The organism is Legionella sp. 39-23 (assembly GCF_001897665.1).
Lineage (GTDB): Bacteria > Pseudomonadota > Gammaproteobacteria > Legionellales > Legionellaceae > Legionella > Legionella steelei.
This window is the reverse complement of sequence record NZ_MKTO01000018.1, coordinates 340,327-356,713: the sequence shown is the minus strand read 5'-3', so window position 1 is coordinate 356,713 and position 16,387 is coordinate 340,327. Positions and strand designations below refer to the sequence as shown.

The window sequence follows — 16,387 nt, the reverse complement described above, 5'->3', positions numbered from 1 at the left end:
CACTGTGCTAATCCGGGCTACACTAAAGATTTTATATGGTAACAGCAGGTTTTTTCTCAGGGAGGCTCGGAGAGGCCGCATGAGTATCTTTAAGGGCTCGACGCAGAATCTTCCCTACGTTTGTTTTGGGGAGCTCAGAGTAAAACTCAACTATTTTGGGAACTTTATAAGCAGTTAAATGCTCTCGACAATAAGCAATGATTTGTTCTGCAGTTAAATCAGGATCTTTTTTCACGATACAGGCTTTAACACGCTCACCGGACTCCTTATCAACAACACCAACAACCCCAACCTCTAAAACACCAGGATGCATTGAGATAACTTGTTCTACTTCATTTGGATAAACATTAAAACCAGAGACAAGTAGCATATCTTTTTTGCGATCGACCAAATAAATAAAACCTTCTTCATCCATTTTGCCAATGTCACCTGTTTTTAAATAGCCATTTTTAGTAAACACCATAGCGGTTTCATCGGGTCGTTTCCAATATCCCGGAGTTACCTGAGGACCTTTAATACATATTTCCCCGCTTGTTCCTACCGGCACTTCATGCTCATCATCATCGAGGATAATCACATCGGTGGAAGGAACTGGTAATCCTACGCTTCCATTATATTCAGTAAGATTCATAGGATTCATAATGGCAGCAGGACTGGTTTCTGTTAAACCATAAGCTTCTAATACAGGCGTCTTGGTTGTTTCCAGCCACTTAAGTGCTACACTTTTTTGTAATGCCATCCCGCCAGCAAGTGAAATTTTTAGTTTACTGAAATCGACTTCTTTAAATTTAGGATGGTTTAATAAAGCATTAAATAAGGTATTAACACCGGTAATTGCTGAAAAATGCCCATTTTTGATTTCTTTAATAAAGTGTCCTACATCACGGGGATTTGTAATAAGAATGTTCTTTGCACCCAGTTTTAAAAAAGTTAAACAATTGGCCGTAAGGGAGAAAACGTGATACAGCGGAATCGCTGTAACAATGATTTCATCACCATCTAAACCTATAGGTGTAATCCATGCTTCGGCTTGCAGGACATTAGAGACCATATTGCCATGAGTTAAAATCGCACCTTTTGCCACACCGGTTGTTCCTCCGGTATATTGCAAAAATGCAATGTCATTATGACCTAACTCTACGTGATGTAATGGCGCCTGTTTTCCTTCAAGCAATGCATAATTAAATGCTACTGCGTGAGGAATCTCATAAGCAGGTATCATTTTTTTAATGTATTTAACTACTGCATTGACAATAATACGCTTCGGCGTTGGAAACAAATCGGCTATTTCAGTGACAATGACATGTTTTAATGCTGGAATGGCGCTTAGTGCCTTTTCAACGGTTTTTGCAAAATTTGCAAGAACAATGATTACTTCAGCGCCTGAGTCATTCATCTGGTGAATCAGTTCGTCTGTAGTGTACAGTGGGTTGGTATTAACAACTACATAACCTGCACGTAAGATAGCAAACAAAGCTACTGGATATTGAAGAACGTTAGGGAGCATGATTGCTACGCGTGCGCCTTTATCCAATTTAAGTTGTTGAAGGTACGCAGCCAAATCCCTGCTTAACTCATCCAGTTCACTAAAAGTAATACCGCTCCCCAAATTGATATATGAGGTTTTTTTAGCATAACGCGTGCATGATTCTTTAAACAAATCTACGAGGGAAGAATATTGACTCGAGTCAATTTCGTGCGGAACTCCTTTCTGATATTGTTCAAACCACCGTTTATCCACCTTAATATCCTTCTGTTATTGGTTTTCACATGTTAGTATAAACAAAAATATTCGTTATGGATATCATACTCATGAGTGAACATACAACACAAACTCAAGCATTTAAACTGAAGGGCCGTCTTTATACGTTTACTGTATTGCATGTATTAAATACAGACCCTAATATTTTTTCGCAGCAGCTGGTTGACACTGTTGCCAAAGCCCCCAAATTATTTGAACATACCCCTGTTGTTTTTGATTTGTCTTCGGTACAACAATTGGAATTTGATTTACCGTCTTTGCTCCAAACCGCGCGCACACATGGGATGATTCCTGTTGCCATTCAAGGAGGAAGTGTCGTACATAATACATTAGCTCAATGCCATGGGTTAGCAGTCTTACATGCATCGTCGACTCAAGATAAGCCTATTATTGAGCGACCAATTGAAAATAATCATCATGAATCAACAAAAACAATAACAAAATTAATTACCACGCCAGTTCGTTCAGGACAGCAAGTAGTCGCAAAGGGTTCCGATCTGGTGATTGCCTCTTCAGTCAGCCATGGTGCTGAATTGTTAGCTGATGGTTGCATTCATGTTTATGGTGCTTTAAGAGGCAGAGCTTTAGCGGGGATCTCCGGTGATAAAGAGGCGAGAATTTTTTGTCAATCACTTGAGGCTGAGTTAGTATCAATTGCTGGATATTATCGCTTAAGCGATGCCATTGAACCTTATAATGGACCGTGTCAAATTTATTTAATGGATGATCACATACATATTGAGCCTTTATGATAGAAGCTGTTTTTATTTCTGATCTTCATTTGCATCCAGAAGAGCAGGCCATTCAGGAACGTTTTAATCAATTTCTTGAATGGGCAAAGATTTCAGTTAAAAATGTTTATATTCTCGGTGACTTTTTTCATGCTTGGGCGGGAGATGATACCACTGATGAATGGAGTCGAGGTATTGCACAGCAGCTATTTTCTTTAAAAAAACAAGGAATTAATATATTTTATATGCATGGAAACCGTGATTTTTTATTGGGGAAAGCTTTTGCAAAACTAGCTGGATGGACAATTTTGCCTGAACCGACTGTAATCCAATTAGGCCAGGAAAAAATACTCTTAGTACATGGGGATCGATATTGTACTAAAGACTTGGCGCATCAACGTTTTCGACTGATAACTCGAAACAGAATATTTCCTGTCTTATTTTTAAGTTTAACAAGAAAATATCGTGAGCGCTTAGTGAAGCAAATACGTTACCGTAGCCAGATGAATCAAAACAAACCTTTGGATGAAATGGATGTGGTTGCAACTGAGGTAATTAAGCACATGTTGCATTATCAAGTGACCCAATTAATTCATGGCCATACCCATAAACCTGGCATAATTTCTTATCAAAATAATTCGCAAGAATTAAAACGGTATGTCCTCAGTGACTGGGATGACAAACCCCAGCTGTTGTGTTATCATAATACAAAAGGGTTCTATTTTGCCCGCCCTTGATTTTGGAGTGATCTGATATGTCGACTGAATTTGATAAACGAAGGGATGAAGCGAATAAAAGCTCCGTAGAGGGCGTGGAGAAACTCCGTAAAGATCAACGCGATAAAGATTGGCAATCAGGTCTTGAGACTGCGCAAATGGCGCAGCGACAAAAGTGGGCCAAGTTTATGGACGACTTGAGAAACAAGCATAAACTCAAAAATCGAAGAGAGGGCGGGCCAGAAACTTATTGGCAAGAAGTCGATCAATTGGCTGACAGTATGATTAACTCAGAGCAAAATGCCTTCAACGATTGGCGTTCTAACATGATGTCCTTGCTGAACATGTTAACAAAGCTTAATAAAGCAATAAACATATCTGTTGATCAAGTTGGCGGCGAGCTAGTGGACTATGTGAAAACAAAAACTAAAAATGTTCCTTATATTGGCGCTATATTTCATCCTAACGAAAGGATCTATCAGTCGATTAAAGCAGCGATAATGCATAAGCTTATTAAAGGTGTCGGTGATATTGCTTCCCCTGTTTTAGATCATAAGGTTACGTTTAAAGATGGAAAAGTTCATATCGCTGACTTAACTCGTGCTGATACTGGGGCTTCCTTAGGTGATAAGAAAACTGCAGATGGAAGGCTTGTAAAAGAACAAAATGAAGCAAATAAAGCATTTAAGGTATTTGTTGACCTTTGGTTAGAAGAAAATGGTTATGAACCTATCCTCAATCCTCCAGGGACTCCTCGTGGGACTCCAGTAGCATATAAAAATAAGACAACTGGTGCATTATTAGATGAAGATGTGTTTAATGATTTAAACAACGATCCTAATACTAGCTTTTCTTCATTCTTAAAAGCAAACGCCAAATTGAAATATGGTGAGCAACAAGAGCCAGAGCAAAATAGTACGCCCACACCTACATAATGACTCATTGAAGCTGCGGTATTCCGCTATGAAAGCGAAATACCGAGTCAGTTGCTAAAATAAAATCATTTTCTAAAGATAAAAACAATTTTAAACGCTGTTCTATATCACCACCGTATAATTTTGCAAGTCTCAAATAATTCTCAAAATGACGCGCCTCGGATTTAATTAAAGTTCTGTAAAATTTGATTAAATCTTGATCCTCTAGATAAGGAATGATTGCGTAAAAACGCTCACAGGAACGGGCTTCAATAATGGCACCAATGATCAGTTGATCACTTAGACGCTGAGGTACATCCTTATTCGTAACCAGTTTATGCATTTGTGTCGCATAGCCTGAGGGTTGTAGCGGACAAAATTCGATCCCTTTTTGGGTCATAAAATGAATGACTTTTTCAAAATGCAGTAACTCTTCACGAGCTAAAGGAGACATTACGTCAACAAGTTCTCTTTTTTCTGGATATTTGCTCATAAAGTTAATTGCAGTCGCTGCAGCTTTGCGCTCACAATGGGCATGGTCAATTAATAGTAAAGGAATATGATTTGCTGCGTAATCTAACCATGCTTGGGGTGTTTTTACCTGAAGAAAGTTATTTAATAATTGTAAATCATTATCTAATCGTTTTAACATCTGCGGGATACACACTATACTTAATTAAAATAAACTGTCTTATATCATATACCTTAAAGAAATTAAATTGGATGAAAAATGAACGAGCAAGAAATTGATACTGAGTTAAGCCAATGGTTTTCAACTTATGGAGTAATAACCGCTGAGCGTATATTAGGTAGATACAAAATCAATTTGGTGCAAACAGAATTGGTTGCAGCGATTAAAAGTCCATTTAGTTTTTATCATCGCATATTACTAGTTCCATTAAAAAGTGTTCTCAATGGTATCGTCTTACAGCAAGCAAACGATTATCATGTTTATGTGCAAAAATTATACATTGATTATCTGCTTTCTGGTGAAAACTCCAAAGGTGAGGAGGCACAAGGTGCTGCAACACGTGAAGTGATAGAAAACGAGCGACAACAATTAGTTGCGCTTGGTGAGGAGTTTCAAAAGGTACAGGGGAATCATGATTACTTGATTGCTACCAGCCAACGTATTTTGATTCAAATTACTCAAATGTTTAACACGGAATTGGAAAAAGCAATTAAGTCAATTAATAGTATATTTAAAACTGCTGCTCTCTCAGTGAAAAAGAGCCAAATACGAAAGGCAGTTAATCACGCTTTGATTTATTGCAATATGGCAGAAGTTCAAGCTAATGAATCTCTTTTTATAGAGAAAATGAATGAAATGCTTAAAATTTCATTGACAGAAGACTTAAAAAGAAAAATACAAGCCGCGTTAGCAGAAATTTTGCAACTGGACATAGATTTTGATGATCAGGTAATGGAATATGTGGACCAAGCGGATGAGTTAAATCGGACAGCCAATGCGTACAGAAATCAATTTTTCGATACGATTATTCGTGTTGTTGATTTAATGAAATCCTTACCTGAATACAAAATTGATCCTGCGCAAGATGAGATTAATCGTGAGCCTTTATATTTTGATAAAAGTATTGGGGCAATTGAGTAATAATCAATATAAAAAAGCAAAACAAGGTTGTAGCACATTAGTTTTGCTTTTGCCATCAAGAGCATATTCATATAAAAATGAATTTATATTAGCCATATAGCCGGCATTTCGTGTATAATATTGCACTTTAACTAAACCCCTATGGAGTCCACGATGGCAAAAGAAACAACATTGTCAATTATTAAACCTGATGCAGTAGCTAAATCTGTTATTGGCCAAATCTATACTCGTTTTGAAAGTGCTGGTTTAAACATAATCGCTGCAAAAATGATGCAACTTTCTCGCGAACAAGCAGAAAATTTTTATGATATTCACCGTGCACGCCCTTTCTTTAATGATTTGGTTGAGTTCATGATTTCTGGTCCAGTGATGATTCAAGTATTACACGGTGAAAACGCGGTCATGAAAAACAGAGACATTATGGGTGCAACAAACCCTAAAGAAGCTGCTCCAGGAACTATCCGCGCTGATTTTGCTGATAGTATTGATGCGAATGCAGTACATGGTTCTGATAGTCTTGAAAATGCGGCTCGTGAAATTGCTTTCTTCTTTGAACCTCATGAAGTTTGCGAAAGATAAGAAATAGTTTTTGATATTTAATGGCACGAGTAGTGTTGTATTGTAGGCTGAGTGCAGCGTAGCGGAATCTGGGGTTTATGAGTCATTTCATATCCCACTCCCGAGTTCCGCTACGTTGCACCCAGGCTGCAACTCTATTCATTGAGTCATTAAATTTGGAGCAAAAATGACTGCACAAAAAGTAAATCTGCTGGATTACAATTACCAACAAATGCGTGAGCTATTGGATAGTTGGGGCGAACAATCTTATCGTGCGCAACAAATAATTCAATGGATTCATCAAGCAGGTTTATCTGATTTCACAAAAATGACTAATTTAAGCAAGTCATTAAGAGAAAAGCTGGCTGAACTATCGAATATTAAGTTACCTGAAATAGTTGCTTGTCAGAAGTCTAATGATGGCACTCATAAATGGCTTTTAAAGCTTGATTGTGGTAATTGCATTGAGACGGTATACATTCCAGAAGCAAATCGTGGGACTCTCTGTGTTTCTTCCCAAGTAGGATGTGCGTTAAACTGCTCGTTTTGTTCTACTGCAAAGCAAGGTTTTAATCGTAATTTATCTACAGGTGAAATTATCGGACAAGTGTGGTTGGCTGTCCGTGAGCTATCGCAACAGCAGGGAGCGCATGACAAAAAAGTCACTAATGTGGTGATGATGGGTATGGGGGAACCCTTGCTTAATTTCGATAATGTTGTGTCAGCAATGAACATTATGATGGATGATTTTGCTTATGGATTATCAAAACGTCGTGTTACTTTAAGTACCTCAGGGGTATTACCTGATCTGCAACGTTTAAGAGAAGTTAGTCCTGTAGCCCTTGCTGTTTCCTTGCATGCTCCCAATGATGAATTAAGAAATGAGCTGGTGCCTATAAATAAAAAATATCCTCTGGCTCAGTTAATGGCTTTATGTAAAGATTATTTTAAAGATGAACCACGAAGAAAAGTGACTTTTGAGTATGTCATGCTCAAAGGCGTTAACGATCAACCTGAACATGCAAGTCAATTAATAAAGTTGTTACGCAATGTTCCATCTAAGGTCAATTTAATTCCATTTAATCCTTTTCCAATGACGCAATATCAGCGTTCATCTCAGGAAGCAATTGATGCATTTAGAGATAAATTAATTGCCCATGGTATTAACACAATTACCCGAAAAACACGTGGCGATGACATCGATGCTGCATGTGGGCAGTTGGCTGGCGAAGTTAAGGACAGAACAAGCCGCTCTGAGAGGTGGCAAAAATTACATTTTATGCCTAAAAAAAATCAAGAGCAGCATCCAGCAGAGCAATGATTACGCCTGGCCTAAACTTTTGTGCCACAATAAAGTCATTATTTGTGACAAATCATTTTTAATTTATTTGTAAGCGGTTATAATGCGCAATCATTTCTAACCTTAGTGTGAAATATTGTGTTAAAAAAGTTTTATCTCTTATTTATTGTGGCCAGCTTGTTTTTGCAGGCATGCGCACATGATGAAGAAAGTGAAAAACAAAATTTAAAAAAACCGAATCTCAGTAGGGCTGCATCATATAATGTTCAGTTAGGTTTAGGTTATTTAAAACAAGGTGATAGACCAAGAGCGAAAAAAAAGCTTATCACCGCATTGGAACAAGAGCCGAGATCCCCTGATGTCAATTCGGCAATGGCTTATTATTTTGAGCAGACAAAAGAATTAGACCAAGCAGAGAAATATTATGTCAAGGCCTTGTCATTAGCAGGGAATGGCGGCGCCCAGTCCAATAATTATGGTGCATTTTTGTGTCGACAAGGCGATTATAAAAAAGCCGAGGCTTACTTTTTAAAAGCGGTTAATGATTTAAAGTATGTAAATACTGCGGGAGCTTATGAGAATGCAGGTCTTTGTGCGCTATCAGTTCCTAATGAAGATAAGGCTAAGGTTTATTTCGCAAAAGCATTAAACCAAGACCCTTCTCGAAAGGTATCTTTTTATGAATTACTGAAAATCGAAATTAAAGCTGGCCATGACTCAGAGGCATACGCTCTAGTACAGAAGCATCCAGAATTAGTTTTGAATGATAGAGTTTTATTATCTTTAGCCAAAGAGGCTTCTGATAAAGTTGGGCAACATGCTATAGCTGCAGAATATGAACAAAGCATAAATAATTTGAATTCCAATATCGATAATAGTGGAGTAAATAATGAATACAATAACCACACTGGATGAAAATATAATAGAACATGATAAAAATCCAGGCGAGCAACTTGCCAGCATACGCCAGCAAAAAGGATATACAATTGAATATGTTGCTAATAAATTGCACTTGCGGGCACGTATTATTGAGCTAATTGAAAACAATGAGTTCCATTTGTTGCCAGAGCCTGTCTTCGTTAAAGGATATTTACGTGCGTATGCTAAATTACTTGGTACTTCGCCTGAACCTTATTTAGCAATATTTAATGAGCAGTTTGTCGTTGAGAAAAAATCTGATCGCGCGCTTTTATGGCAGCAAAGTAAACGTGAATCTCATAAGGCAGAACATATTATTCGCTGGTTTACTATTTTGTTTGCTTTAGGCGTGATTGTTGCTGTAGGTATTTGGTGGCAAAAAAACAGTGATACACAACAAGTATTTCCTGCCAAAAGTGCTCCTGCCGATTTATCGTTGAATCAAACACCAACAACGGAAACAACAGAGCTAAAGCTCACTGATATATCAAAAATGCAGTCATTATTAAATCCTAAGCAAGAAATGTCACCTCTGGAGAAGATAGGTGGCTGAACGAATTCAAGCAATACGAGGAATGAATGATGTTTTGCCTGAGGTGACGGCATTATGGCGTTCTATCGAACAAGTTTTTATAAGCGTTCTGTCCAGTTATGGTTATCAGGAAATACGTTTTCCACTTATTGAAAGTACCCAACTATTTAAACGAACTATAGGTGAAGTAACTGATATAGTTGAAAAAGAAATGTATACTTTCAATGACTTAAATGGAGACAGTATTACTTTAAGACCAGAAGGTACTGCCGGTTGTGTGCGTGCTTGTTTACAAAATGGCCTCTTACATAACCAACAGCAAAAACTCTGGTATATAGGGCAGATGTTTCGTCATGAAAGACCCCAAAAAGGAAGATATCGACAATTCAATCAATTAGGTGTTGAGGTATTTGGAATGCCTGGCGCCATGGCTGAATTAGAGTTGATTTCCATGTCTCGCAAGTTTTGGGATCACTTAGGCTTTTCGGATTTTGTACAATTACAAGTAAATACTTTAGGTGAGTTAGCTGAGCGTCAACGTTATAAAGAAATTCTGGTAGAGTATTTAACTGATCATGAAAATCAGTTGGATGAGGACAGCAAACGTAGATTAACTCGCAATCCATTACGCATTTTGGACAGTAAAAATCCTGAGATGCAGCAGCTACTAGCTAATGCACCAAAATTAATTGATGTTCTTGATGAAAAAAGTCGTGAGCATTTTCAGTCTTTCTGTGATGGTCTGGATGCATTACAGGTGCCTTATGTAGTCAATCCTGTTTTGGTTAGAGGGCTTGATTATTATGGACATACTGTTTTTGAATGGGTGACCGATAAATTAGGCAGTCAGGCAACAGTTTGCGCTGGTGGCCGATATGATATATTGGTAGAGCAATTAGGTGGTAACCCAACGCCTGCGGTAGGTTTTGCATTGGGTATAGAGAGAATATACTTGCTGATGGAAACGCTGAATCTTTTGAAAAAAGAGAAAAAGAAAAATGCGTTATATATTATTGCTGTCAATGAGCAGGCGGTGGTACGAGGACTCATAATTTCTGAAATGATACGTAGTACTTATCCGGAAATTGAAGTATCCGTAAATACTGCTGGGGGCAGTTTTAAAAGTCAATTTAAAAAAGCAGATAAAAGTGATGCACGCCTGGCTTTGATTTTGGGCGAAGATGAATTAGCGAATCAGCAAATTAGTATTAAGGATTTACGTAATGAAGCGGAACAAATTACAGTAGATCAAAATATGATTAATCAAGTTTTAAAAGATTATTTTGAGTGAGTGCAGGAGAGTATTATGTCAGTGTATATGACTGAAGAGGAACAATTAGAATCGATAAAAAAATGGTGGAAGCAATACGGTAATCTAGTCACCGTAGTATTATCGCTTATACTCTTTGGTATTGCTGGATATCGATATTTAAACTGGCATCAGGACAAGCTGACACAACAAGCATCCGTTGCCTATGAACAAATGATGGTTGCTCTTTCTAACCAAAATATTAAAGCAGTGCGAGCTTATGCGAATGAATTAATTCATGAACATAACCGTACCGTCTATGCTGATGCAGCGCATATGACTCTTGCGAAAATTTACGTGTCAAAAAACAAGTTAGAGCAAGCTAGAGAGGAGCTGCAAGCTGTTGCTACGGACAGTAAGATGTCGACTTTAAAGCAAATTGCTAAGATTCGCATCGCACGAATTTTTGCTGCAGAAAAGTCTTACACAAATGCTCTTAAAGAATTGAGCAGTGTTCATGATAATACTTATTTGCCAGTCATTAATGAGTTGAAAGGCGACATTTACGGCGCCACGGGACAATACCAGGAAGCCATGAACTCCTACAAACAAGCTTTAGATGAAGTAAAAAATAATGGTATGGGAAATTTATTTTTAGAAATGAAAACTAATGCAATAGCAAGCAAATCGCATTCGATGATTTCTGAGAATAAAAAAGTAGCGTCTGCATAACTATTTTAATATAAGCCTGGGAGCCGTATAGAGCCTGTACCTTAAGGCTTTCCTAGGTTTCAAACTAATGCAGACATAATGAAACTATTGATATATTTGTATAGCAAAAATTGAGGTTTAACTTTCATGAAAATGAAATTATTTATTTTAATTCTCTGTGCCTTGAGTCAAGGATGTTCAAAGCTTGATGACTACATGTTAGGTAAAGATAACACCCCAAAACCTAAAGAGCTTAAGCAGGTTAAAGACAAAATTAAAGTGGAACAAAACTGGACCGCTGCTGCAGGCAAGTCTTCTAAAAATAAAGAATATTTAAGATTGAAGCCTGTGGTTCAGCGTGGGGTTATTTATACTGCTGATGCCAGTGGTTTGGTCCAAGCAATTAATAAACACAATGGTGAAGCGAAATGGACTACAGAAGTAAAGCATGGTTTAGTTAGCGGTCCGGCTGTAGCTAGTGGGTATGTTGCTGTCGGCACTAATAATTCTTCATTAGTTGTGCTGAATCAAAGTAATGGTAAAAAATTGTGGCAAAAAAAGGTTACTGGAGAAATTTTGTCGCCACCAACTATTATGGCTAAAAAAGTAATCGTAAAGACAATCGATGGTAGGGTTTATGCATTTAATGCAGCAGATGGCAAACAGCTATGGATGGCAGAGCATGGTTCACCTAGTTTAGTTCTGAAAGCAAGTTCATCGCCTGTTGCTTTGGGACATTTGATATTGATCGGTTTTTCAGATGGCAAATTGGATGCATTGGATCGAGAAACGGGACGTGTAATGTGGCAGCGAAGCATCGCATATGCGTCCGGATCCAGTGATGTAGAGCGATTAGTTGATATCGATGCTGATCCAATTGTAGAGAATAATGTGGTTTATCTTGCAAGTTATCAAGGATATATTGGTGCTCTTTCTTTAGCAGATGGACAATTCATTTGGAGAAAACCAGGCTCTGTTTATAAAAATATGGTATTAAGCGGTAATACTTTGTATATAACTGATAGCCATGATGTTTTATGGTCTATTGATAAGCGCAATGGCCAGGTTAATTGGAAGCAAACTGGTTTGAAAGCAAGAGGATTAACTGAACCGGCACTGATAAAAAATGATTTGGTTGTAGGTGATAAAACCGGTTATCTACATTTTGTTGATGCTCAAACAGGCGAAATTATAGCTCGTTCAAAAGTTTCAGGTGGCGTTAGTATTTCTCCAAGTGTAGTAGGAAGAAAGTTATATGTATTAACAGACAATGGAATGCTTAATCAATTATCTGTGAGTTAATAAATGATCCCTGTGATTGCACTTGTTGGACGTCCTAATGTGGGTAAGTCTACTTTATTCAATAGACTTACCAAGACACAAGATGCTCTTGTTGCTGATTTCCCTGGCTTAACTCGAGATAGACAGTATGGCCAAGCTCAGCATAATGATAAACAGTATATCGTTGTTGATACTGGAGGTATCGGTGTCGATGATGTGGCTGTTGATAATTTAATGTCTAAACAATCAGAAATAGCACTGAATGAAGCGGATATAGTTCTTTTCATAGTTGATGGCCGTTCTGGACTAACTGGAATCGATGAGAAAATTGCCAATAATTTGCGCAAATTAAGTAAAAAAGTACATCTTGTTGTTAATAAAACAGAAGAACTTGATGATGATGTGGCTTGTGCTGATTTCCATGCTTTAGGTATTGTTGATATTCATTCCATTTCTTCATCGCATGGTACTGGTATTAGAACGTTGCTTGATGAGATTTTATCACCATTTGTGCCTCATGTTGATGAAGTCGAAGAAGACAATGCGATTAAAATTGCCTTTGCTGGTCGTCCTAATGTTGGAAAATCAACTTTAATTAACCGAATCTTAGGCGAAGAAAGGGTCGTTGTATATGATATGCCTGGTACGACTAGAGACAGTATCGCGATTCCGTTTGTTCGAGATGAGCAGAAATATATTCTGATAGATACAGCCGGTGTGCGAAGAAAATCTCGGATTGGTGAAAAGATAGAAAAATTTTCTGTAATTAAGACATTACAGGCTATTGAAGAATCTAATGTCTGTTTACAACTTCTTGATGCGGATGAAGGAATTACTGATCAAGATATGAATTTGCTTGGTTTTATTATTGAATCAGGCAAAGCTTTAGTTATTGCAGTGAATAAATGGGACGGCAAGGATGAAGAGCATAAAGAAAAAGTAAAAAGTGAATTATCCCGTAGATTACATTTTGCAAATTTTGCAAAAATTCGTTTTATATCCGCGCTACATGGTAGTGGGGTAGGCAGTTTATTTAAAGACATTAATGAGGCGTATGCTTCAGCTACCCAATCTTTTTCAACCCCGAGATTAACGCGTTTACTTCAAGATATTAGCACGAAACATACCCCTCCGTGCGTGAACGGACGCAGGATAAAATTGAGGTATGCTCATATTGGTGGTCACAATCCTCCCGTGATTGTAATTCATGGAAATCAATTGGCTGATTTACCGGATAGCTATAGGCGTTATCTTAGTAATGAATTTATTAAGCATTTGGGATTGGTTGGTACTCCTTTAAAACTGGAGTTTAAAGGCGGTACAAATCCTTTTGCAGATAAAAAAGTTAAGTTATCACAGCGACAAGTGAATAAGAAAAGAAGATTAATGAAGCATGTTAAAAAGAAAGTACGAAGTAAAAAATAGTAATTTTTTTTCGTATAAAGTGTAGGCTGGGCTGTTAAGCCAGCATCTGCTGAATTAATTCGTACTCTCCAAAATGTTTATCATGAAGCCCTGCACCGTATGTTCAGTTACAGTGTTTGTTAAGAATATATTAGCTTAATTACATGCTGGACTTATCAGCCCAGCCTACGTTTCGGCTTATTATAGTCGTAACGTTAAAACATCACATGGGGCATGATTAACCGTAGCATGCGCCGTACTTCCTAAAAATGTATGCAAGCCAACGGATGAGTGGCTACCAATGATAATAAGCTGACAATTTAACTCTTTGACTTTAGTAAAAATATGTTCTTTAACTGAGCCTACTTCAACAAATTGTTGCTCTTGTGGGATATTAAAGTTATCACCCAACAAGGCTAAAACGGTTTGTGCATCATCTTTGGCCGGATTTGCTATTTCAGTAAATCCTAAACCTTGTGCAAGCTGAAAACTCGCGGGAAGTTCTATGACATGTAGTAAAAATAATTTAGCATGAAATTGTTGTGCAATGGAGATGGCTTTTTCTGTGAGATGATTATGTTCTTTGAGCAAATCCGTAGCAAATAAAATATTATTATACATAGTAGCCTCACAATTGAGTTTGTTATTGTAAATAATAGTAGATTCTTTGATATAAGTACCTATTTCACATCACAAAATATAAAATAATTCTGTTGGAGCTTGGGATTGTATGTTTTAGGTAATTCATTGATAAAAATAGCTCAATAAACCTAGTCTCGAAGACTTAAGCGGTAAGCAGGGATTAAGAGGTTGTATTCATATTTCGAACCTTGTACCCAGATTGCAACATTACACTACTACAGCATCTACGTGATGCTTTGCTTTTTTGTAGTCAGGGTTTATTTCTACGAGTGGATTCAAAACAAAATCTCGAGACTCTATATGTGGATGGGGCACTATGAGTTTCTTCGATTGAATAACTCGATTTTCATAAAACAGAAGATCAATATCAATAATTCTAGGGCCCCAGCGTTTTTTTCGAATTCGTCCCTGTTTTTTTTCAATTTTTTGACATGCATCCAGTAGCTGTAAAGGGGATAAGAGCGTAGAGAGTGCAATCACTGCATTACAAAAATCTTGTTGACCGTGTAGTCCCCACGCTTTAGTCCAATAAAATGAGGACACTTTAGTAACGACTGTATGACGTAAGTTTTTTATTGATTTAATTGCTCTTCGGAGTTGGCGTTCGGGCACTTGCTGATTTGAGCCCAAGCCTAAATAACAAACATTCATTGTGCATCACTTGTTTTTTTACTTTTAGGCTTGCGACGACGTTTACGTTTTGGAGCATCAGGTGTCAATTGTGTAATCATATCAGCTTGCTCTGCTTCATCAGCATCCTGGAAAGCAGTCCACCATTGTGCTAACTCCATGGATTCATCACTTGCAAGGGCACGCAATGCCATAAAGTCATATGCTGCTCTAAAGCGTGGATGTTGTAAGAGATTAAAGGCTCTTCCACCTAATCTTTTTGAAAAACGATATTGTAATAGCCAAATTTCACGAATAATCTGCGTATAGCGTTTAGGAATAGAAATGATTTTGTTTTGTTCAGCAATGACAAGTGACATCGCCTTTTCTATAGATGGCAATGGATCAATTCCAGTTTGTTGTAACTCCTTTGCACATTCAATCATAGGGAACCATAAAAGAACTGCAAATAAAAACGCTGGGGTGACTGGTTTGTCTTCACGTATACGCGTATCAGTATTTTCTAGTGCTATGGCTAATAATGCGTTTACTGGATAGGTACTGTTTAATAAGGCATTGGTTTGTGGGCATAAATATTGAAATAAACCATATTGCATAAGCAATTTTTGAACCATTTCCGCATTCCCACATTGGTATAATTTGGTTATTTCATCGAACAAACGTGAATTGGAAACATGAGTGATAAGATGGCTAATTTCAGGAAAAGGGGCTTCTGTTTCTGGTGCAAGCTTAAAATTTAATTTTGCACTAAATCGAATTGCGCGTAACATTCTCACGGGATCTTCTTGGTAACGCTTGACTGGGTCACCAATCATCCGAATAAGCTTCTCTTCAACGTCTTTTACGCCACCAGTAAAATCAATGATGGTAGAGTCATTAATATTGTAATACAGCGAATTAATTGTAAAATCGCGCCTCCAGGCATCTTCATCAAGTGAGCCATAGGCATTATCACGAACCAGCATGCCGCGTTCATTTGTTTGTTGACTCTCATCAACAGCCACGTGTCCTCGGAATGTAGCAACTTCAATAATTTCTCGGTGAAAAAGTATATGTACCAGTTTAAATCGTCGACCAATAATGCGTCCATTTCTGAACAAGTTTTTGACTTGATTCGGGGTGGCGTCAGTTGCAACATCAAAGTCTTTAGGCGCTTTATGCACTAATAAATCTCTGACGCTTCCTCCAACTATATATGCCTGAAAGCCAGCACCAATTAGGCGGTTCAGTACTTTGAGCGCATTGCTACTAATGTCCGCTTTAGATATGGAATGTTTATTCCTTGGGATTATATAAGCTGAAGCAACAGGCGCTACATGAGCCCTGTTTCTTTTTAACAGCTTTTTGATAAATTTGATGATCTCTATATCTCACAAGATTAACGAAACGCGAATATTATATCGAAGTAAAAGGATAAAGTGAATATT

Annotated in this window: 17 protein-coding genes; 12 read left to right on the top strand and 5 right to left on the bottom strand. The window is 37.6% G+C overall.

The window, feature by feature from the left end:
• Positions 1-31: 31 nt before the first annotated feature.
• Positions 32-1,741, bottom strand: coding sequence for an AMP-binding protein (locus BGO44_RS08590; RefSeq protein ID WP_058510439.1), 1,710 nt, complete (start codon positions 1,739-1,741; stop codon positions 32-34).
• A 71-nt stretch (positions 1,742-1,812) separates the two neighbouring features.
• On the opposite strand from BGO44_RS08590, the gene minC reads away from it, so the two are divergent.
• The 3 genes from minC to BGO44_RS08575 are packed head-to-tail and all read left to right on the top strand — an operon-like array spanning position 1,813 to position 4,144.
• Complete coding sequence (minC, locus tag BGO44_RS08585) at positions 1,813-2,514, top strand: septum site-determining protein MinC (RefSeq protein WP_058510438.1); 702 nt, start codon at positions 1,813-1,815, stop codon at positions 2,512-2,514.
• Positions 2,511-3,230, top strand: coding sequence for a UDP-2,3-diacylglucosamine diphosphatase (locus tag BGO44_RS08580; RefSeq protein ID WP_058510437.1), 720 nt, complete (start codon positions 2,511-2,513; stop codon positions 3,228-3,230). The genes minC and BGO44_RS08580 overlap by 4 nt, the downstream gene beginning before the upstream one ends.
• Positions 3,231-3,247: 17 nt before the next feature.
• Positions 3,248-4,144, top strand: a complete 897-nt coding sequence (locus BGO44_RS08575; protein WP_058510436.1) for a hypothetical protein — start codon at positions 3,248-3,250, stop codon at positions 4,142-4,144.
• A 4-nt stretch (positions 4,145-4,148) separates the two neighbouring features.
• On the opposite strand, the gene BGO44_RS08570 is transcribed toward BGO44_RS08575, so the two are convergent.
• Positions 4,149-4,775, bottom strand: a complete 627-nt coding sequence (locus BGO44_RS08570; RefSeq protein WP_058510435.1) for a MiaE family protein — start codon at positions 4,773-4,775, stop codon at positions 4,149-4,151.
• 78 nt (positions 4,776-4,853) lie between these two features.
• Between BGO44_RS08570 and BGO44_RS08565 the strand changes: the two genes are divergently transcribed.
• The 9 genes from BGO44_RS08565 to der all read left to right on the top strand — a co-directional run bounded on the left by BGO44_RS08565 (position 4,854) and on the right by der (position 13,709).
• On the top strand, positions 4,854-5,735 hold the full coding sequence (locus BGO44_RS08565) for a hypothetical protein (protein ID WP_058510434.1): 882 nt from the start codon (positions 4,854-4,856) through the stop codon (positions 5,733-5,735).
• Between the two features lie 153 nt (positions 5,736-5,888).
• A complete protein-coding gene (gene ndk, locus BGO44_RS08560; protein ID WP_058510433.1) occupies positions 5,889-6,314 on the top strand; it encodes a nucleoside-diphosphate kinase in 426 nt (141 codons plus the stop codon).
• 166 nt (positions 6,315-6,480) lie between these two features.
• Positions 6,481-7,614 (top strand): dual-specificity RNA methyltransferase RlmN, encoded by a 1,134-nt coding sequence (rlmN, locus tag BGO44_RS08555; protein ID WP_058510432.1) that lies wholly within the window; start codon positions 6,481-6,483, stop codon positions 7,612-7,614.
• Between the two features lie 117 nt (positions 7,615-7,731).
• Complete coding sequence (gene pilW, locus BGO44_RS08550; RefSeq protein WP_058510431.1) at positions 7,732-8,508, top strand: type IV pilus biogenesis/stability protein PilW; 777 nt, start codon at positions 7,732-7,734, stop codon at positions 8,506-8,508.
• The gene (locus tag BGO44_RS08545; RefSeq protein ID WP_058510430.1) at positions 8,483-9,064 is read left to right on the top strand and encodes a helix-turn-helix domain-containing protein; all 582 of its coding nucleotides are present in this window, start codon (positions 8,483-8,485) and stop codon (positions 9,062-9,064) included. The genes pilW and BGO44_RS08545 overlap by 26 nt, the downstream gene beginning before the upstream one ends.
• 22 nt (positions 9,065-9,086) lie before the next feature.
• On the top strand, positions 9,087-10,334 hold the full coding sequence (hisS, locus tag BGO44_RS08540) for a histidine--tRNA ligase (RefSeq protein ID WP_416338556.1): 1,248 nt from the start codon (positions 9,087-9,089) through the stop codon (positions 10,332-10,334).
• Between the two features lie 15 nt (positions 10,335-10,349).
• The gene (locus BGO44_RS08535; protein WP_058510428.1) at positions 10,350-11,024 is read left to right on the top strand and encodes a YfgM family protein; all 675 of its coding nucleotides are present in this window, start codon (positions 10,350-10,352) and stop codon (positions 11,022-11,024) included.
• Positions 11,025-11,150: 126 nt separating this feature from the next.
• On the top strand, positions 11,151-12,305 hold the full coding sequence (gene bamB, locus BGO44_RS08530; RefSeq protein ID WP_058510427.1) for an outer membrane protein assembly factor BamB: 1,155 nt from the start codon (positions 11,151-11,153) through the stop codon (positions 12,303-12,305).
• Positions 12,306-12,308: 3 nt separating this feature from the next.
• Positions 12,309-13,709 carry a ribosome biogenesis GTPase Der gene (der, locus tag BGO44_RS08525; RefSeq protein WP_058510426.1) on the top strand — a complete coding sequence of 467 codons (1,401 nt, stop codon included), beginning with the start codon at positions 12,309-12,311 and terminating at the stop codon, positions 13,707-13,709.
• A 180-nt stretch (positions 13,710-13,889) separates the two neighbouring features.
• Here der and BGO44_RS08520 read toward each other — a convergent pair whose 3' ends face one another.
• The 3 genes from BGO44_RS08520 to pcnB form a co-directional block, all read right to left on the bottom strand.
• Entirely contained in the window at positions 13,890-14,309 is a 420-nt protein-coding gene (locus BGO44_RS08520; RefSeq protein ID WP_058510425.1) for a universal stress protein, read from the bottom strand.
• A gap of 228 nt (positions 14,310-14,537) precedes the next feature.
• Positions 14,538-14,981, bottom strand: a complete 444-nt coding sequence (folK, locus tag BGO44_RS08515; RefSeq protein ID WP_058510424.1) for a 2-amino-4-hydroxy-6-hydroxymethyldihydropteridine diphosphokinase — start codon at positions 14,979-14,981, stop codon at positions 14,538-14,540.
• Positions 14,978-16,300: a polynucleotide adenylyltransferase PcnB gene (gene pcnB / locus BGO44_RS08510; protein ID WP_058510423.1), complete on the bottom strand. Its 1,323-nt coding sequence runs from the start codon at positions 16,298-16,300 to the stop codon at positions 14,978-14,980. The genes folK and pcnB overlap by 4 nt, the downstream gene beginning before the upstream one ends.
• Positions 16,301-16,387: the final 87 nt, after the last annotated feature.